Annotated in this window: 19 protein-coding genes; 12 read left to right on the top strand and 7 right to left on the bottom strand. The window is 58.0% G+C overall.

The features are described 5' to 3' along the window. The first annotated feature begins 94 nt into the window (after positions 1 to 94). Together ABIE16_RS04030 and ABIE16_RS04025 are read left to right on the top strand one after the other, a co-directional pair. Positions 95 to 988, top strand: a complete 894-nt coding sequence (locus ABIE16_RS04030) for a sensor histidine kinase (RefSeq protein ID WP_057713846.1) — start codon at positions 95 to 97, stop codon at positions 986 to 988. Next, positions 985 to 1644 carry a response regulator gene (locus tag ABIE16_RS04025; RefSeq protein WP_150812306.1) on the top strand — a complete coding sequence of 220 codons (660 nt, stop codon included), beginning with the start codon at positions 985 to 987 and terminating at the stop codon, positions 1642 to 1644. Before ABIE16_RS04030 ends, ABIE16_RS04025 begins: the two co-directional genes overlap by 4 nt. Here the strand turns inward: ABIE16_RS04025 and yegS are convergent. Further along, on the bottom strand, positions 1628 to 2545 hold the full coding sequence (gene yegS / locus ABIE16_RS04020) for a lipid kinase YegS (RefSeq protein WP_218494472.1): 918 nt from the start codon (positions 2543 to 2545) through the stop codon (positions 1628 to 1630). The genes ABIE16_RS04025 and yegS overlap by 17 nt on opposite strands. A 208-nt stretch (positions 2546 to 2753) precedes the next feature. On the opposite strand from yegS, the gene ABIE16_RS04015 reads away from it, so the two are divergent. Then, positions 2754 to 3068, top strand: coding sequence for a hypothetical protein (locus tag ABIE16_RS04015; protein ID WP_224795438.1), 315 nt, complete (start codon positions 2754 to 2756; stop codon positions 3066 to 3068). Between the two features lie 64 nt (positions 3069 to 3132). Here ABIE16_RS04015 and ABIE16_RS04010 read toward each other — a convergent pair whose 3' ends face one another. After that, positions 3133 to 4359, bottom strand: coding sequence for a molybdopterin molybdotransferase MoeA (locus tag ABIE16_RS04010; protein WP_218494471.1), 1227 nt, complete (start codon positions 4357 to 4359; stop codon positions 3133 to 3135). Then, entirely contained in the window at positions 4343 to 4882 is a 540-nt protein-coding gene (gene moaB / locus ABIE16_RS04005; RefSeq protein WP_090457038.1) for a molybdenum cofactor biosynthesis protein B, read from the bottom strand. The genes ABIE16_RS04010 and moaB overlap by 17 nt, the downstream gene beginning before the upstream one ends. An 81-nt stretch (positions 4883 to 4963) precedes the next feature. On the opposite strand from moaB, the gene mobA reads away from it, so the two are divergent. Both mobA and ABIE16_RS03995 read left to right on the top strand, forming a co-directional pair. After that, a complete protein-coding gene (gene mobA, locus ABIE16_RS04000; protein ID WP_057713841.1) occupies positions 4964 to 5566 on the top strand; it encodes a molybdenum cofactor guanylyltransferase MobA in 603 nt (200 codons plus the stop codon). Positions 5567 to 5643: 77 nt separating this feature from the next. Beyond that, on the top strand, positions 5644 to 5865 hold the full coding sequence (locus tag ABIE16_RS03995; protein ID WP_007994800.1) for a YgdI/YgdR family lipoprotein: 222 nt from the start codon (positions 5644 to 5646) through the stop codon (positions 5863 to 5865). A gap of 84 nt (positions 5866 to 5949) precedes the next feature. Here the strand turns inward: ABIE16_RS03995 and ABIE16_RS03990 are convergent, their stop codons facing one another. The 4 genes from ABIE16_RS03990 to ABIE16_RS03975 form a co-directional block, all read right to left on the bottom strand. Continuing rightward, complete coding sequence (locus tag ABIE16_RS03990; RefSeq protein WP_218494470.1) at positions 5950 to 6840, bottom strand: pseudouridine synthase; 891 nt, start codon at positions 6838 to 6840, stop codon at positions 5950 to 5952. 126 nt (positions 6841 to 6966) lie between these two features. Then, positions 6967 to 7284 (bottom strand): transcriptional regulator, encoded by a 318-nt coding sequence (locus ABIE16_RS03985; RefSeq protein WP_102672095.1) that lies wholly within the window; start codon positions 7282 to 7284, stop codon positions 6967 to 6969. A gap of 172 nt (positions 7285 to 7456) precedes the next feature. Beyond that, positions 7457 to 7693 carry a glutaredoxin family protein gene (locus ABIE16_RS03980; RefSeq protein WP_057713838.1) on the bottom strand — a complete coding sequence of 79 codons (237 nt, stop codon included), beginning with the start codon at positions 7691 to 7693 and terminating at the stop codon, positions 7457 to 7459. 105 nt (positions 7694 to 7798) lie between these two features. After that, positions 7799 to 9007, bottom strand: coding sequence for an ammonium transporter (locus tag ABIE16_RS03975; RefSeq protein ID WP_429520594.1), 1209 nt, complete (start codon positions 9005 to 9007; stop codon positions 7799 to 7801). Positions 9008 to 9335: 328 nt separating this feature from the next. Between ABIE16_RS03975 and ABIE16_RS03970 the strand changes: the two genes are divergently transcribed. The 7 genes from ABIE16_RS03970 (at position 9336) to ABIE16_RS03940 (ending at position 17020) form a co-directional block, all read left to right on the top strand. Beyond that, on the top strand, positions 9336 to 9650 hold the full coding sequence (locus ABIE16_RS03970; RefSeq protein ID WP_057713836.1) for a DUF883 family protein: 315 nt from the start codon (positions 9336 to 9338) through the stop codon (positions 9648 to 9650). A gap of 1 nt (position 9651) precedes the next feature. Then, the gene (locus tag ABIE16_RS03965) at positions 9652 to 10041 is read left to right on the top strand and encodes a phage holin family protein (protein ID WP_057713835.1); all 390 of its coding nucleotides are present in this window, start codon (positions 9652 to 9654) and stop codon (positions 10039 to 10041) included. Then, positions 10038 to 10382 (top strand): hypothetical protein, encoded by a 345-nt coding sequence (locus ABIE16_RS03960; RefSeq protein ID WP_057713834.1) that lies wholly within the window; start codon positions 10038 to 10040, stop codon positions 10380 to 10382. The genes ABIE16_RS03965 and ABIE16_RS03960 overlap by 4 nt, the downstream gene beginning before the upstream one ends. Before the next feature lie 216 nt (positions 10383 to 10598). Beyond that, the gene (locus tag ABIE16_RS03955) at positions 10599 to 11927 is read left to right on the top strand and encodes a deoxyguanosinetriphosphate triphosphohydrolase (protein ID WP_218494469.1); all 1329 of its coding nucleotides are present in this window, start codon (positions 10599 to 10601) and stop codon (positions 11925 to 11927) included. Between the two features lie 178 nt (positions 11928 to 12105). Continuing rightward, positions 12106 to 12498, top strand: coding sequence for a response regulator (locus ABIE16_RS03950; RefSeq protein ID WP_057713832.1), 393 nt, complete (start codon positions 12106 to 12108; stop codon positions 12496 to 12498). A 245-nt stretch (positions 12499 to 12743) separates the two neighbouring features. Beyond that, the gene (locus ABIE16_RS03945) at positions 12744 to 13370 is read left to right on the top strand and encodes a response regulator transcription factor (protein WP_057713831.1); all 627 of its coding nucleotides are present in this window, start codon (positions 12744 to 12746) and stop codon (positions 13368 to 13370) included. An 8-nt stretch (positions 13371 to 13378) separates the two neighbouring features. Further along, positions 13379 to 17020, top strand: a complete 3642-nt coding sequence (locus tag ABIE16_RS03940) for a transporter substrate-binding domain-containing protein (RefSeq protein WP_349734919.1) — start codon at positions 13379 to 13381, stop codon at positions 17018 to 17020. Positions 17021 to 17062: the final 42 nt, after the last annotated feature.

The following is a 17062-nucleotide window of genomic DNA, read 5'->3' as shown; positions in this document are numbered from 1 at the left end:
CTGAACTCCTCGGCGCTCCACATTAAAAAAACAGGGGCCTGTCAGCCAGCATGACCGGTCAGCCCGCAGCGAACATCCATTGGCTCCATCCGCTATGCACGCCAGCCTCAAGTCAATCGCCACGTGGCCACCCTCCCGAGCAAATGCACGCCTATTCACGCTGTTGCTATGTGCCTGCTCGACCCTCGGCAGTTTGCTGGTCCATGGCTTGTCCATTCCGTTGCCCCTGTCATTGCTGGTGCTCAACGTTGCCGCGCTGACCAGTGTTGCCGTGCAGTACTGCCTCTCGCGCAAATCGATCAAATTCCAGCCTCAGGAACTGGCGGACCGGCTGTTGCAGGTCCAGGAAAACGAGCGTCACCGGCTGAGCCGCGAACTGCATGACGACATCGGTCAATTGCTGACCGCTGCCAAACTGCAAAGCGACTGGCTCAAACGCCGGATGCCCGAAGAGCTCCAGGGACAATGCGCGGTCCTCTGCGACACGCTGGAAGAAACCCTGGCCAAAGTTCGTGACGTATCCGCCATTCTCAATCCCCGGCAGTTGACCAGCCTTGGGCTGGAAGCCAGTCTGCGGGCACACCTGCTCAAGACCCTGGCCAACACCCCGGTGCACTGGAGCCTGGAATGCCAGCAGCGCCTGACCGGCATACCGGAGGAAATGGCCGTGGCAGCTTTCCGTATTACCCAGGAAGCGGTCACCAACATCCTGCGACATGCCCAGGCCAAGAACCTGCTGGTATGCCTGCAGCGCCTGCCTCAAGGCCTGAAGTTGCAGATCAGCGATGATGGTCAGGGTTTCGCGCCCGCAACAGACCCTGGTCGTGAAGGGCAGCGCGGTATGGCCGGGATGTCGGAACGGATCGATCAACTGGGCGGCACACTGACCGTTACCAGCGAGCCGGGCAAAGGCACTCAAATCGAAGCTCTTTTTCCCTGGGCGCCCCGTGCGCTCGAACGGGCCAGTTCGAATAAGGTTATGCATTGACTTGTAACTTACTACTGGTGGATGACCACTCGCTGATCAGGGCTGGCGTGCGCGCCCTGGTAATGGATCTGCCCGGCTATGCCGTCATCGGTGAGGCCAGTGACGGCTCGCAGCTGCTCGAAATGGTTGGGCGTCTGTCCCCGGATATTATCCTGCTGGATATTTCGATGCGCCAGACCGGCGGCCTCGAAGCCTTGCAGCAACTCAAGCGGGTGCGCCCGCAGAGCAAGGTCCTGATCCTCTCGATGCACACCGACCCTGCCCTGATCATGCAGGCGCTGGAGTCCGGAGCCCATGGCTACCTGCTCAAGGACACCACGGCGACCGAACTCGAGCACGCGCTGGAAGCCTTGCGCAACAACGAGCGCTATCTGAGCCCGGCCATTGCCCACACGGTGATCACTCAGGCACTGACCCGAAACCAGAAGCACCCACCCGAACCTGCCGACTCGCACAACCTGACGGCACGCCAACTGGAAATCCTGCGGTTGATCGTTCGCGGAAAATCCACCCGAGAGATCGCCAACGGCCTGGGGTTGAGCGTCAAGACCGTCGAAACCCACCGCTCGCAGATCATGAAGCGCTTGCAGATCTACGATGTGGCCGGCCTGGTGTTGTTTGCCGTGCGTGAACAAATCATCAGCCTCGATGACTAGGCACTTCACTGTCGCGTAACAACGGCGAATTCTCGGGTAGATGCACGAGTAAAGCCGCCGGGCGAACCGAGAAACGCAGGCTGTCCCCTTCCAGCGGTTCACCGTCAAGGTTGATGTACAACCCTTCCGAAACCTTGATCTCGACCCAGGGCAGGCGCGCCCGAACAAACATGCTGTCGATGCCAAAGCCTTCGGTCAGCAGGTTTTTCAAAGTACTGACCACCTCCTGCGGTGCCGGCAGGATGCTGATATCCAGCAAACCGTCATCAACCAGTGCCTGCGGGCACAATTCCCGCCCGCCTCCGGCCTGCCGACCATTGCCGATGCCCAGTGCCAGCAGATCGCCTCGCCAGTGAAAGTCCGGCCCCTGCAATTCACCGTACGCGGTATGCAGCTCATTGAAGCGTGACAAGCCGGTGAACAGATACGCCGCACCGCCGAGGATTTTCTTCAGATCCTCCGGGGTGTTCGCTGTGACATGACTGCCGAACCCACCGGTGGCCATGTTCAGGAATATCTGCCCATCAACCTCCCCCAGATCAATGGCAGTCGGCACGCTATCGAGCAGCTCCAGCGCCTGATCGGGTTCCAGGGACACACCCGCCGCACGCGCAAAATCATTGGCGGTACCTAGCGGCATCAATACCAGGCTGGCTTTTATCGAATGCTCCGCCATAGCCTCGGCAATATCGCGCAAGGTGCCATCGCCACCGCCGGCAATGATGTATCGATACCCGGCCGCCAACGCTTCGCCCACCAGCCTTTGCGCATCGCCGGCTTCCCAGGTCAATCGAACAGCCAGCTCCCGACCTCGCTCACGCTGGCTTTCGACGGCGGTGCGAACCGCCTCGTTGAGCGCTTGCTTGCCATGCAGAATCAATAGCGCCTTGCGATCGCTCATTACTCACTCCCGGTTTGAATGGCATCTGGGAGATGTTGACCGCGAAGGCTCCGGTAAAAGTCGCCAGAAATCGAATTATTTCCAGTCGGAAAGCCTTGGCCCCCACACGGCAGGACTTTTCTTACAAAACGTTAGGAATCGGCTCAATTGACCGAAAATCTGAATTGGTAGACTTTGAGGATCCAGCTGGACATCACAAGGACGTGCCATGCAACACCAAAACCTCGCATCACCGGCCATCCTGGTCTTGCCGCTCGCAGATAACAAAAATACAGGCCATCGAGCTGAATGCCGCAACAGCACAAAAGCCACGGGAGAAATTGATATGGAACCTCGCGTCACCGAGCTGGAAACACACCTCAAGTGCATACGCCGGGACATTGAAGAAGCCCGGGATGACGTCAAATCCATCAGGCACCGGCTTGTCTATTCCGCCTGCGGAACAGCCGTGATCCTCTGTCTCCTTGGCTGGATCGCCAATAGCCGTTTCGAGCAGGTCATTTCATTGCTTCTGGCCCATTGAGTGCCCTCCCACACAAGACCCGACTCAATCAACCGGGTCTTGTGTGACAAAGCCGCTGAAGCTATCAGCTCAGGACTTCGCTCAGCGGAATGAAGAAAACGCTATCGCCCTGAGCCAGCGTGCGCCCTTCCAGGACCTCTACCAGTCCATCAGCCCAGGCAGCGCTGCGCAGAACACCGGAACTCTGGTTTTTGTAGATCGTCGCCCTGCCGCTTTCCAGCCGTCCGCGCAAATACTCACGCCGATTGCCTGGCTGGAGCCAGTCAAACCCTGCCGGCACCTGCACCTTCAGCGGCTCAACGTCCATTACCCCCTGACGGCGCAAGAGATAGGGCCTGGTCAACAAGGCAAAGGTCACGAGGGTCGATGCGGGATTGCCCGGCAAGCCAATCACCGGCACACCGCGAAAATGCCCGAACGTCAGCGGTTTACCGGGCTTGATGGCGAGTTTCCAAAGCGTCAGTTCGCCCTCCTCGCGCAAGGCGATGCCCAGAAAATCGGCTTCCCCCACCGATACGCCACCGGTCGAGAGGATTAGGTCGACATCTTTCAACTCACCTAATCGGGTGCGAGTGGTTTCCAGATTGTCCGGCAGAATTCCCGCGTCGACGACCTCACACCCCAAACGCTGCAACCAGCTGCACAACAACACCCGGTTGCTGTTGTAGATCTGTCCTGGCCCCAGCGCCTGCCCCGGCTCAATCAACTCGTCGCCGGTAGACAGCACCGCCACGCGCACCTTTCGAACCACCTCCAGCTCAGCGCATCCCAGGGAAGCAGCCAATCCTTGCTCGATCGGCCCCATCTGCGTACCTGCTGGCAGAATCAGCTCACCGACAGTGGTTTCCTGGCCTTGCGGACGGATGTTCTGGCCTTGGGTCAAGGCTTGAGTGAAACGTACTCGCTCATCGGCCTGAACCTCGGCGTTCTCCTGCATCTCGACGCAATCGGCACCGGCGGGAACAGGCGCTCCGGTGAAAATGCGCGCACAGGTTCCTGGCTGCAACGGATCGGGGGCCTGGCCGGCAAACACCTTCTGACTGACCGGTAACGGCTCTCCCGTCCAGTCGACCGTGCGCAAGGCATAACCATCCATGGCACTGTTGGGCCAGGGCGGCAGATCAAGCGTCGATACCAGATCTTGCGCCAGTACACGCCCCTGTACCTGCGCCAACGGCAAGCGTTCACGCTCGACAATCCTTGACGCCTCGGCCATTTCCAGCAAGCGCGCCAACGCCTGCTCGACAGGCATCAGGCTGCCAGACTTGCCAGGCTTACCCACGGGATTCACAAGGCGCGGCCTGTTTCAAATGAGGCACGAAATTGCACGGCCGATGCCGCGCATCCAGCTGCTCGGCCAAAATGCCGTCCCAAGCGGTGCGCACAGCATTGGTCGAGCCCGGCAAGCAGCAAACCAGCGTGCCGTTGGCCAGACCGGCCAACGCCCGGGACTGAACGGTCGAGGTACCGATATCGGCAACCGAAATCTGGCGGAACAGCTCACCAAATCCATCGACCTGTTTGTCCAGCAGGCACGCAACGGCTTCCGGCGTGCTGTCACGTCCGGTAAAACCGGTGCCGCCGGTGATCAGCACCACCTGCACGACATCGTCGGCAATCCAGTTGGCGACTTGCGCGCGAATTTTGTACAGGTCATCTTTGAGCAACACCCGGGCCGCCAGGTAATGACCGGCAGCGGTCAAGCCGTCGACAAAGACCTGACCTGAGGTGTCGGTTTCCAGTGTGCGGGTATCGCTGACAGTCAGCACTGCAATATTCAGCGGTGCGAAAGGTACATCAGCCTTGGCTTTCATAGGCTCGTCCAGTTGTAGGAGAAACAGCCCGGTGTTATATCACAGCGCTCCGTTTTTTCGCCGCCCCCATGGAGGCTTGCCATGACCACGAATTCACAATTGCCACCCTGCTCCATTCTGCTCCTGGCGGGCGGCCGCGGCCAACGTATGGGGGGGCGGGATAAAGGGTTGCTGGACTGGCACGGCGAACCGCTGATTGTGCATCTGCATCGCAAGACCCGCCCGCTGACCGATGACCTGATCATCTCCTGCAATCGTAACCCTGAGAAGTACGCCCCCTACGCCGACCAGTTGGTCCACGATGATGAAGGTGACTTCCCCGGGCCGCTGGCCGGTATTCGCGCAGGCCTGAAAGCTGCTCGCCATACCCATCTGCTGGTCATGCCCTGTGACGTTCCGGGCATTGATGCGGCGCTGATCGGCAATATGCGCGAGGCCGCCAACCTGCATCCGGACAAGCCGCTGATGGTGCGGCATGATCACCACTGGGAGCCGTTGTTGTGTGTGATTCCCGTGCTACACAGGGCAGCATTCGAAAATGCCTGGAACGAGGGTGAGCGCAGCCCTGGCCGGTTGATGCGCAATCTCGGCGCGACCGCGCTGCAATGCCCCGACAACGACCCTCGGCTGGCAAATCTCAACACGCCGGAACTTTTAAGCGGTCATGACACTGTGTCAGACTGATATCGATCAGGAACTTGCGCGGACGCTGCACGTCTCAAGTTCAGCAACCACAGAATTCTTATTCGGAGACACAACTCATGACTCAACGGACCCTCGCCACTTTCATGCTCGCACTGGGCCTTGCCACCCTCGCCGGTTGTGCATCGCCTACAGTGATCACCTTGAATGACGGTCGCGAAATCCAGGCCGTCGACACGCCGCAATTCGACAAGGATTCCGGTTTCTACGAATTCGAACAGCTCGACGGCAAGCAGACCCGCATCAACAAAGATCAGGTTCGTACCGTCAAGGAGCTGTAATCCCGACGCCGCCGGATACACAAAAGCCCGCTTGATGCGGGCTTTTTCATGCCTGGAGAACAGCGCTTCAGGATCGCGTCCCGATCACCATTGCAGGGTGATTTCACTCTCGAACTCACGCGCCTGGCCCGTGACCGGATCGATAAACTTCAGCCCCTGAGCCAGCAACTTCAAAGGATTGGCGTAGTCATCCTGCGCATCCTTGAGCACCTCGGGGTAAAACGGGTCGTTGCAGATAGCGGCTCCCAACGCCGCCATATGTACCCGTAGCTGATGTTTCTTGCCCGTCACCGGGTAAAGACCATAACGCCAGAGCTCCCCCAGTTTCTCCCTGACTTCGACCGCCGTCTCGGTATTGCTGGCACCCGGGCCTTCCTGCATGCGGAAGAACGGTTCGCCATCGACCAGTCGGCTTTTATGCACCAACGGAAAAGCCAGGCCGGGCAGCGCCTTTGCGATGGCCTCGTAGCGCTTTTCGATCTGCCGGGTTGGAAACAACGCCTGATAAGCCGAACGGGTCTGCGGATTGGCGGAAAACAGCACCAGCCCCGCGGTGTGCCGGTCGATGCGATGCAATGGCACCAGGTGCGGATTGTCCAGGCGACGGATCAAGCGCCGGAGCAGCGTTTGTTCGACGTATTCGCCAGCCGGGGTCACCGGCAGGAAATGCGGCTTGTCGGCGACCACCAGATGCTCATCCGCGTACAGAATCGACTCGATCACCGGGATCGGTTTTTCATCCGGCACTTCGCGAAAATAATGAATCCGCAAACCTTCCCTGTAGGCCAGGTCGAGGGCAATCGGCATGCCCTGCCCATCGAGGACCCGGCCACGGGCAATTCTGTCCAGCCATTGTTCACGACCGATGGCGCTGAAATGCTCACACAGGCAATCGACAACGGTCTGCCACGGGCCAGGTGGCAAGTAGAGCGTACTGGCCTGACTGTGTGCCGCGGAAAAAGAAGAAGTGGACATACGAAAGCTCTAACCTCAGTGCAGAGCGGCATTATCCAACAGCAAAGGGTACGAACCTAGGGGGCGTTCTCAATTAGTTTTCCCGGCGCGGCGTGAAAACTAATTGAGAACGCCCCCTAAGATTCCTCAAGCCGTGATCTGCGCGCGCGCCGCCGCTTCGGTGTACTCCTTGAGCCAGCGCAGTACATCGACCGCCTCCCAGCGGGCGGGATCATACAGGGCGTACAACAATCCCTGATAACCCACGACATCGAGTTGCCGGTGATAACCCGCGCGTTGAAACAAGGCTTCGATTTCTGCGAAACAGGTATTGAAATGCGTTTTGTTGAAGGGCGTTTTCCCCTCGGTCACCAGACCATCCAGGCGCAACTCAAGGACAGCCTCGCGCACGACGTCCGCGGACATCCGGTTCACGCTATTCTTCAACTGTTCGACATTGACCACGATTCATCCCTCTCACGCCCGGGCTTGCCTGCTCACTCCCGAAAATCAGGAACGGCAAGACAGGCACTTCGAATAACTGTATACGCATACAGTACCCGATCAACACCGAATAAGCCAAGGGGATCAATCGTAAAGTTCGACAGGCGGGACATGCCACCAACGCAAAAACCGCTCAACCCAGGAACGCCACCACCTGATCGGCACTGAAAGGCCAGCCCAGTTCAGCACCGGTATCGACTCGCCGCAACACCGGAATTCGCAGGCTGTAGGCTGCGAACCATGTTTCATCGTCAGCGATATCCACCAGCTCCACCAGCAGGCCGCGCTCGACGAATTCCATCAACATGGCTTCGGCTACTTCACAGAGATGGCATCCAAGGGTGCCGAACAGCTGACATTCGGGAAGCATGAGCACTCAACCAGAAAATGAAGTGATCATTCTAGGCCTGCCCCGAAAAACCGTCGAGCCATTGCGGCCCCTGCCATGATGCCGCCGACCATGAAAAGACCTGAGTCAGTCCTGGCTCACGGCGCCGATCTTGTGGATCGACAGGTCCGCGCCGTAATACTCTTCTTCCTGACTCAGGCGCAATCCATGCAGCGCCTTGATCACGCCATACACCGCAAACCCGCCGGCCAGTGCCACAGTGATGCCCAGCGCAGTGCCGATCAACTGGCTGATCAGGCTGACCCCGCCCAACCCGCCCAAAGCGGTCTGGCCGAAAATGCCGCAGGCGATGCCCCCCCACACGCCGCACAAACCATGCAATGGCCACACACCCAACACATCGTCGATGTGCCATTTGCCTTGGGCCGCGGTAAAGCACCAGACAAACAGCGTCCCCGCGACGGCACCGGTGACCAGCGCCCCCACAGGATGCATCAGGTCGGAACCGGCACAGATTGCCACGAGCCCCGCCAACGGGCCGTTGTGCAGAAAGCCGGGGTCATTGCGCCCGACAATCAGCGCCGCCACCGTACCGCCAACCATGGCCATCAACGAATTCACCGCCACCAGTCCGCTGGCACCTTGCAGGGTTTGCGCGCTCATGACGTTGAAGCCGAACCAGCCAACAATCAGGATCCACGAGCCCAGTGCCAGAAACGGAATGCTCGATGGCGCGAACGCGACCAGCCGACCGTCGCGATAGCGGCCATTACGCGGTCCGAGCAACAACACCGCCGCCAGTGCCAGCCAACCGCCCATGGCATGCACCACCACCGATCCTGCGAAGTCATGGAAACCGGCGCCAAAGCGCTCCAGCAACCAGGCTTGCAGACCCAGGTTGCCGTTCCAGACAATGCCTTCGAAGAACGGATAGATGAACGCGACGATCAATGCGGTTGCACACAACTGGGGAACAAACCGGGCGCGCTCGGCGATGCCGCCGGAAATGATCGCCGGGATCGCCGCGGCAAAGGTCAGCAGGAAGAAAAACTTCACCAGGCCATAACCATGGTCGGCATTGAGCACCGCCGCTGGTTGCATGAACGTCACGCCATAGGAAATCCAATAGCCTATAAAGAAGTAGGCCAGTGTCGAAACGGCGAAGTCGCTGAGGATTTTCGACAACGCATTGACCTGGTTTTTCTGTCGCACGGTTCCGACTTCGAGAAAGGCGAAACCGGCGTGCATGGCCAGAACCATGACCGCACCGATCAGAATGAACAGCGTGTTGGAGCTATGGACCAGGGTGTCCACAGCGCTTTGCAGGTTTTCCATGGGATGGGCAGACCTTATGGCAGAAAAAAGCACCAAAGCAGTTCGCGATGACTGGCCATGCACCAAGTTGCAGCTTCAAGACATCAGCGCACTGATCTCGTTGAACCACTTTGGCGCACGGACGCCGTCCAGGAAAAACGCGCCCCGGACGTTTACGCGAGTTTTTGATTGTTGGTCCTACGGTTTTACTGAAATCATGCCCGGCAATAGCGCAATGGTGCGGACCGGCGCACCACGACTCAGCAAAAGTTGTACCAGTCATTTGTACTGAACCTTCGCCGAAGGCTCATACTCGAACGCATCAGAAAGCCACTTAAGGAGATCCACCATGGCCCGCCCCCAGGCAAAGACTGCTCAAGAAATCCTGATGAACGACTTTCAGACACTGGTCAGTGACACCGAACGCTTGCTGGAGCACACCGCGACCCTGGCCGGCGATCAGGCCGACGAGTTGCGCGAGCAGATCCATGAAAGTCTCTTGCGTGCCCGTGAAACCCTGAAGCTGACCGAAGACTCCCTGCGCGAACGCGGCAAGGCTGCTGTCACCGCCACGGAAGACTATGTCCAGGCCAACCCTTGGCAATCCGTCGGGATCGCGGCCGGCGTGGGTTTCCTGATCGGCCTGCTGGCCAGCCGGCGCTGATATGTCGATCGGCGAATCCGGCCCGTCCGTGACGGGAACCAGCTCCTCATCGCGGCGCCTGGGTGCTGCCTTCCTTGGGTTGCTGCACAGCCATGTCGAGCTGTTCGGCATCGAACTGCAGGAACAAAAAGCCCGCACCGTCAGCCTCTTGCTGTTTGCGGGCCTGGCGCTGGTGTTTGCGTTGCTGCTGTTGGTGGGGCTGTCGACGCTGGTGCTTATCGTGTTCTGGGACACGTATCGCCTGACCGCCATCATCGGGCTCTGTGTGTTCTACTCCCTCGCCGCCATATTCTGTGGAATGCGCTTGAGAGCGGCGATTTTCGATGAGTCCTCGCCCTTCCATGGCACCCTGGAAGAGCTGGCCAACGATCGGGAGCGCCTGCTGCCATGAACCTGCCTGAATTGCCACAAAACAGCTCACGCACGGAAATGCGCAAGGCCCTGATCCGCCTGCGCATGGAAATGCACCGCCAGGAAATCCGCCACGAATCCTCGCAACTGCTGCAGCCCTTGCAACGGGTGCGCGGGATGACGCAAAACCTGCAGGACGGCTTCGGCATCAAGCACGCTCCACTCTGGGGCGTGGCCGCCGTCACCTTGCTGGGCTTTCTGACCGGCAAGGGTGCGAAAAACGGGGGTGGCCTCAGCAGTCTGACCCGGCTGATCCGCCTCGGCACCACACTGGGGCCGCTAATCAAACTGATCATGCAAGGCTCTTCGCGCAAAGACTGATCAGTTTCTTTCTGGCTGCATGCTTGCAAAGTCGACGGGATGCGCTCCTCTATCGAGGGGTGCAATCCTGTGCGCCTACCCGGTCAACAGGCACCCTCCAGAAAATGATCTTGCAAGGAGGCCTCGATATCAACGCCGCCGGGTTGTAGTTCCGCTTGCAGGTCATGGCGCGAAACGGGAAGCTAGGCCATCAGACACCTGACGGAGTGACCCGCCTTGGATTGGCATACCCTGCTTACCCGCGAACGCCTCGGAAAACCTTTGCACAGCCCGGAAGAACTCGGCCGCAGCCCTTTTCACAAAGACCACGACCGCATCATTTTCTCGGGAGCTTTCCGCCGTCTCGGGCGCAAGACCCAGGTCCATCCGGTGTCCAGCAACGATCACATTCATACGCGCCTGACCCACTCGCTGGAAGTCAGTTGTGTGGGTCGCTCACTGGGCATGCGCGTCGGCGAAACCATCCGCAGGACCCTGCCCGAATGGTGCGAACCCAGCGATCTGGGGATGGTGGTGCAATCGGCCTGCCTGGCACACGACATCGGCAACCCGCCGTTCGGCCATTCCGGTGAAGACGCGATCCGCCATTGGTTCCAGCAAGCCGCCGGCCGTGGCTGGCTGGATGCAATGAGTGAAGCCGAGCGCAATGACTTCCTGAATTTCGAAGGCAATGCCCAAGGCTTTCGGGTACTCACCCAACTTGAGTATCACCAGTTCGACGGCGGCACCCGCCTGACCTATGCAACGCTGGGCACGTACCTGAAGTATCCATGGACAGCCAGGCACGCCGACTCGCTGGGCTACAAGAAACACAAGTTCGGCTGTTATCAGAGCGAGCTGCCACTGCTGGAGCAGATCGCCCAAAAACTCGGCCTGCCACAACTGGAGGAGCAACGCTGGGCGCGGCACCCGCTGGTGTACCTGATGGAGGCCGCCGACGACATCTGCTATGCGCTGATCGACCTGGAAGACGGCCTGGAAATGGAGTTGCTGGAATACGCCGAAGTCGAATCCCTGCTGTTGGGCCTGGTGGGCGATGACTTACCGGAGACCTATCGCCAGCTCGGTCCCGACGATTCGCGCCGACGCAAACTGGCTATCCTGCGCGGTAAAGCCATCGAGCACTTGACCAATGCTGCGGCCCGCGCCTTCGTCGAGCAACAGGATGCGCTGCTGGCCGGTACACTGCCCGGCGATCTGGTGGAACACATGCACGGTCCCGCCAAGCGTTGCGTGCTCAATGCCAAGGACATGGCCCGCAAGAAAATCTTCCAGGACAAGCGCAAGACCCTGCATGAGATCGGCGCCTACACCACGCTGGAAATCCTGCTCAACGCCTTTTGCGGTGCCGCGCTGGAGCAGCACAATGGGCGTACGCCGTCGTTCAAGAGCCGCCGCATCCTTGACCTGCTGAGCAACAATGCACCCGATCCTCACGGCCCGTTGCACACTTCGTTTTTGCGCATGATTGATTTCATCGCCGGCATGACCGACAGCTATGCCAGTGACATGGCCTTGGAAATGACCGGCCGCGCCAGGCACTGAGGTGTATCGATTGATCAGCCATTACGGCATTCGTTATGGCTGATACCCCCTTCAGCATCCAACTGCACTCAAGTTTCGTCGAATTGCCCTACAGCACATGGCGAGCAAACTGATCGCTTGCCCGGTACTCTCGCGGAACAATCGCCCTCCCTTCCGTTCGACAGATGAAGTGCGCGCCATGGCCGAAGACGATCTACGCATCCTCGTGGTGGAAGACCATCCCTTCCAACTGATAGCCACTCAATGCCTGCTGGAAAGTTATGGCTTCACCCGACTGACGACCACCGACAGCGCCAAAGGCGCCCTGCTGCAACTGCTCGGGGCCGACCAACCGTTCGACATCCTTTTATGCGATCAATGCCTGCCCGACCTGACGGGACTCGATCTGGTCCGGTTCGCCAGCCAGCGAGGGTTGATCAGGCAGGCGATCATTCTCAGTAGCCTGACGACATCTGAACTGGATGAGCTTGAAAAAACGGCCTCTGAACAGGGGCTGCCATTATTGGGTTATTTGATAAAACCACTGAAACAATCTGAATTTAGAGACTTGTTGACCTCAGCACCACTATAGAAAAAAACATATAAAAACTGACAAACATACATTGAAAAGCTTACAAACAACTTCCATTTAAAGCACACCCGCATGCTGGACTTCTTTCAGCCTTCCTAATAAGAAACCTAGTTAATACGTAGTCCCATTCTTTTTCATCTGTAGGATTTTTCCTATATTGCTGCTACAGACTGGTCAGTTCATGCGTCCCTCCAAGCATCTGAGCTATGGTGCGCGCTTTATTTGAGCTCGCATGGGACTTGATTATGAACTCCGTTTTTATTGTCGACGATCACCCGGTTATCCGCCTTGCCGTTCGAATGTTACTGGAACATGAAGGTTACAAAGTCGTCGGCGAAACTGACAATGGGGTCGATGCCATGCAGATGGTTCGCGAATGCATGCCGGACCTGGTCATTCTCGACATCAGCATTCCAAAACTGGATGGCCTGGAAGTGCTATCCCGATTCAATGCAATGAGCACCCCTCTTAAAACCCTGGTACTGACAGCACAATGCCCGACACTTTTCGGAATTCGTTGCATGCAATCGGGTGCATCGGGCTATGTCTGCAAACAGGAGGACATCAGTGAACTGGTCAGCGCCATAAAAGCGGTATTTGCAGGTTACAACTATTTTCCGAGCGAGGCTTTGAACCCCATCCGCGGAGATGAAACACGCTGCATGGAACTGGAACTGTTCAAATCCGTAAACGACCGGGAACTGATGGTCTTGCAACTTTTTGCCCAAGGCCGCACAAACAAGGAAATAGCCAAGGGCATGTTTCTGAGCAACAAGACCGTGAGCACCTACAAAAAGCGCCTCATGCAGAAACTCAAAGCCAAATCCCTGGTTGAACTGATCGAGATGGCAAAACGTAACGCACTCGTGTGAGAACCTGGATGCCCAGACGTTTGAAGGTCTATCTGATTCAATTGACCGCAGGTCTATGCGTGAGCACCTCGTTGTTCGGGGCACCGGGCAATGAAAACTACACGCTGCTCAGCCGCTCGAAGGTCGGAGCGCTGGAGGTTCGGCTGGATGAATCCCAGCGACAATGGATCAAACAAAAAAACCAACTGACGCTCGGTACGTCGGCCCCGGACTATCCCCCATTCGACCTGACCACCAGTGGTCAGGACTATGAAGGTTTTACCGCCGATTACGCCGGTCTCCTGGAAAAAGTAACCGGTCTGCCCGTCACGGTTCAGCGTTTCGATTCCCGAGGGGCCGCGATCTCTGCGCTGGAAAATGGCGAAGTCGATCTGCTCGGCACCGCCAATGGATTCGAAGCTGGCAACGCCGACATTGCACTGTCCATACCCTATGCCGTCGACCAACCCGTATTGGTCACCCGCGAAGGGGAAACACGATCCCTCACCGATGGCCTGGCCGGATTGCGCCTTAGCATGGTGTATCACTACTTGCCGCTGGCGGAAGTCAAGGCGTTGTATCCGAAGGCGATCATCACGTCTTATCCGTCCTATCAGAATGCGATCAATGCCGTTGCTTTCGATCAGGCGGACGTGTTTCTCGGTGACACCATTTCAACTCACTACATGATCAACAAGGGGTATCTGAACAACATCCGCATGGCCAACTTCGGCAAACATGAAGCCTTTGGTTTCAGCTTCGCCGTCAACCGGAACAACCCTGAGCTGCTCGGCATCATCAACTCCATGATCACGGCCATCCCCTCCAGTGAACGAGAAAACATCGCCAAACGCTGGAGCGCCGGTAGCGACATTCTGCTGACCGATCAAAAGCTGCAACTCACTGACCGCGAAGAACGCTGGCTGAGCCACCACCCGATTGTGCGCGTTGTCGTCAACGAAGCCTTTGCGCCACTGACATTTTTCGATAGCAATGGCAATTTTCGCGGGGTCACCGCAGATTTGCTTGAGCTTATCAGGCTGCGTACCGGCTTGCGCTTCGATATCCGGAGCAGTCGAAGCGATGACGAGATGATCAAACAGATCAAGGACAACAAGGTAGATGTGATCGCCGCGTTGCTCCCCAGTGCCGAACGTCAAACCCAGCTGAACTTTACCCGCCCCTTTCTGGAAAATTCCTACGTCCTGCTGACCCGCAAGGCCGCCGACAGCTCGACCAACCTCGCGCAGCTACAGGACAAGCGCCTGGCCATTGCCCGCGGCAATCCAATCATCGATTACCTGCGCAGAGAGTTTCCCCGAATCAATTTGATCGAAACCCCGGACACCTTCAGCGCCGTGGAGTTGCTCGCCGAAGGCCAGGCAGAGGGCGCGGTGAACTCACTGGTCATTGCCAATTACTTTATTTCCTCGCGGCTGTTCGAGCACACATTGCAAATCAGCACCACCATCGGCACCGAGCAGGCAGCGTTTTCCCTTGCCACCGCTCGGGGCGCCAAAGAGCTGAACGCCATTCTCGACAAGGCATTGCTGAGCATCTCGCCGGAAGAACTGGGCATCATCAACAGTCGCTGGCGCGGCTATTCAGCGTCCTCGCAAAGCACCTGGCGCAACTATCAAAGACTGTTCTACCAAATCGTCATCGGTGCCGGCGTGTTATTGCTGATTTCCATTGCGTGGAACGACTACATGCGACGCCAGATCAAGCAGCGCAAGGCCGCCGAGCGTGCGCTGAACGACCAGTTCGAGTTCATGCGATCGCTGGTCAATGGCACGCCCCATCCGATCTACGTACGTGATCGCCAGGGGCTGCTGCAAAGTTGCAACGACAGTTACCTGCAAGCGTTCTGCGCCCGGCGTGAAGATGTCATTGGCAAAAGCGTCATGCAGGGATCGATGAGCAATGTGTTCGAAGCCCGGGAGTACCAGGCCGACTACCAGCGCGTAGTGGCCGAGGGCAGACCGTTGATCGTCGATCGCGAGCTGCACATTGGTGGCCGGCGGCTGACGATCTATCACTGGATTCTTCCCTATCGGGATTCCAGCGCAAAAGTGCAAGGCATTATCGGTGGCTGGATCGACATCAGCGAACGGCGGCAACTGCTCGACGATCTGCGTTGCGCGAAAGAACGCGCCGATAACGCCAACCGGGCCAAAAGCACGTTTTTGGCCACGATGAGCCATGAGATCCGCACGCCGATGAATGCAATCATCGGCATGCTTGAACTGACACTCAAGCGTCTTGATCATCAGCACCCGGAGCGTCCGGCCATCGATGTCGCGTACAACTCGGCGAATGGGTTGCTGGAATTGATCGGCGACATTCTCGACATCGCCAGAATCGAATCAGGACGCTTGAGCCTGACTCCGGAGCGGGTTGATCCGGGTGAACTTGTGACCTCGGTCGTGCGGATTTTCGAAGGTCTGGCCCGACAGAAGGAACTCGAGCTGCTGCTGGAGTTTTCATCGGCGAACCCGACCTTCGATGTGTTGCTGGACCCATTGCGCTTCAAACAGGTGCTGTCCAACCTGATCAGCAATGCCATCAAGTTTACCGAGCAAGGCCAGGTCCGGGTCATTGTCGACCTGCACCCGGCAACGCAACCTGAGCATGTGCAGATGCGGGTGCAGGTTCACGACAGTGGTATCGGGATCAGCGAACAGGATCAACAACGCCTGTTCGAACCCTTCGCTCAGGCCGACCACGCCATGCAATCGGCCAGGGGAGGCGCAGGGCTGGGGCTGGTGATCAGTCGCAATCTCTGCGAGATGATGGGCGGCAGCCTGCAATTGCGCAGCGAGCCGGGCATCGGTACCCAAGTGGAGGTGTTGCTGCAGCTGGAAACGTTGCCGCTGCAACAGTCGGCCCGTGCGGTCGAAACCCAGGTCGTCGTCGCCACAACCCCATTGAATGTTCTGGTAGTCGACGATCACTCGGCCAATCGATTGCTCACGTGCCAGCAACTGGAGTTTCTTGGGCATCGATTTACCGTCGCGGCCGATGGACAGGAGGGATTGGAGGCATGGAAGGACCAGCCTTTTGATCTGGTGATCGCCGATTGCAACATGCCGGTCATGAACGGTTATGAGCTTGCCCGTGCCATTCGCCAGCATGAGCGACAACTCCATCGTCCTCCCTGCACCGTTCTCGGCTTTACCGCCAACGCCCAACCGGAAGAAATACAACGCTGCAAACAGGCTGGAATGGACGACTGCCTGTTCAAACCCCTCAGCCTCGGAGCCTTGAGTCAATGGGTGCAAGGCATTGAACCAACCCATGTAGCCCCGGCGTTCAGCCTTCACGGGTTGAAACTGCTGACCGGGGGCAACCCGAAATTGAACCGACGATTGCTGAACGAGTTGGTGAACAGCAACCGCCAGGATTTGCCAACGCTGCTGTCGCTATCCAGCTCTGGGGATACGCAAGCGCTGCAGGACATTGCCCACAAAATCAAAGGCGCAGCCCGGATAGTACAAGCCTCCCGACTGATCGACCGCTGCGAGGCACTCGAAGCCGCCTGTCATGAGGATTCCGATCGCGAAAAAGTGGCCGGATGCTGCAAATCCATGGAGCGCACCATGCTCGAACTGGAGGACGCGTTGCTACGTCAGATCGAGCATTACGACGAAGGCAAACTGCCAGAGCCTTAACTATGCTTGGTCCCTCAGCGGTGTGTTGACCATCATGGAGAA

This window comes from Pseudomonas sp. 2725 (genome assembly GCF_050434585.1).
In the GTDB taxonomy this organism is placed as follows: Bacteria; Pseudomonadota; Gammaproteobacteria; order Pseudomonadales; family Pseudomonadaceae; genus Aquipseudomonas; species Aquipseudomonas jessenii.
The sequence above is the reverse complement of the archived record's forward strand: the minus strand, read 5'-3'. Positions and strand labels throughout refer to the sequence as shown.

What these genes read in the sequence shown, in the direction of transcription:
- ABIE16_RS03995 (WP_007994800.1), top strand. Translation starts at nt 5,644, where the DNA reads ATGACTCAACGGACCCTCGCCACTTTCATGCTCGCACTGGGCCTTGCC.
- ABIE16_RS04015 (WP_224795438.1), top strand. Translation starts at nt 2,754, where the DNA reads ATGCAACACCAAAACCTCGCATCACCGGCCATCCTGGTCTTGCCGCTC.
- ABIE16_RS03970 (WP_057713836.1), top strand. Translation starts at nt 9,336, where the DNA reads ATGGCCCGCCCCCAGGCAAAGACTGCTCAAGAAATCCTGATGAACGAC.
- ABIE16_RS03975 (WP_429520594.1), bottom strand. Translation starts at nt 9,007, where the DNA reads ATGGAAAACCTGCAAAGCGCTGTGGACACCCTGGTCCATAGCTCCAAC.
- ABIE16_RS04030 (WP_057713846.1), top strand. Translation starts at nt 95, where the DNA reads ATGCACGCCAGCCTCAAGTCAATCGCCACGTGGCCACCCTCCCGAGCA.
- mobA (WP_057713841.1), top strand. Translation starts at nt 4,964, where the DNA reads ATGACCACGAATTCACAATTGCCACCCTGCTCCATTCTGCTCCTGGCG.
- yegS (WP_218494472.1), bottom strand. Translation starts at nt 2,545, where the DNA reads ATGAGCGATCGCAAGGCGCTATTGATTCTGCATGGCAAGCAAGCGCTC.
- ABIE16_RS03950 (WP_057713832.1), top strand. Translation starts at nt 12,106, where the DNA reads ATGGCCGAAGACGATCTACGCATCCTCGTGGTGGAAGACCATCCCTTC.
- moaB (WP_090457038.1), bottom strand. Translation starts at nt 4,882, where the DNA reads ATGAAAGCCAAGGCTGATGTACCTTTCGCACCGCTGAATATTGCAGTG.
- ABIE16_RS03945 (WP_057713831.1), top strand. Translation starts at nt 12,744, where the DNA reads ATGAACTCCGTTTTTATTGTCGACGATCACCCGGTTATCCGCCTTGCC.
- ABIE16_RS03980 (WP_057713838.1), bottom strand. Translation starts at nt 7,693, where the DNA reads ATGCTTCCCGAATGTCAGCTGTTCGGCACCCTTGGATGCCATCTCTGT.
- ABIE16_RS03940 (WP_349734919.1), top strand. Translation starts at nt 13,379, where the DNA reads ATGCCCAGACGTTTGAAGGTCTATCTGATTCAATTGACCGCAGGTCTA.
- ABIE16_RS03965 (WP_057713835.1), top strand. Translation starts at nt 9,652, where the DNA reads ATGTCGATCGGCGAATCCGGCCCGTCCGTGACGGGAACCAGCTCCTCA.
- ABIE16_RS03990 (WP_218494470.1), bottom strand. Translation starts at nt 6,840, where the DNA reads ATGTCCACTTCTTCTTTTTCCGCGGCACACAGTCAGGCCAGTACGCTC.
- ABIE16_RS03960 (WP_057713834.1), top strand. Translation starts at nt 10,038, where the DNA reads ATGAACCTGCCTGAATTGCCACAAAACAGCTCACGCACGGAAATGCGC.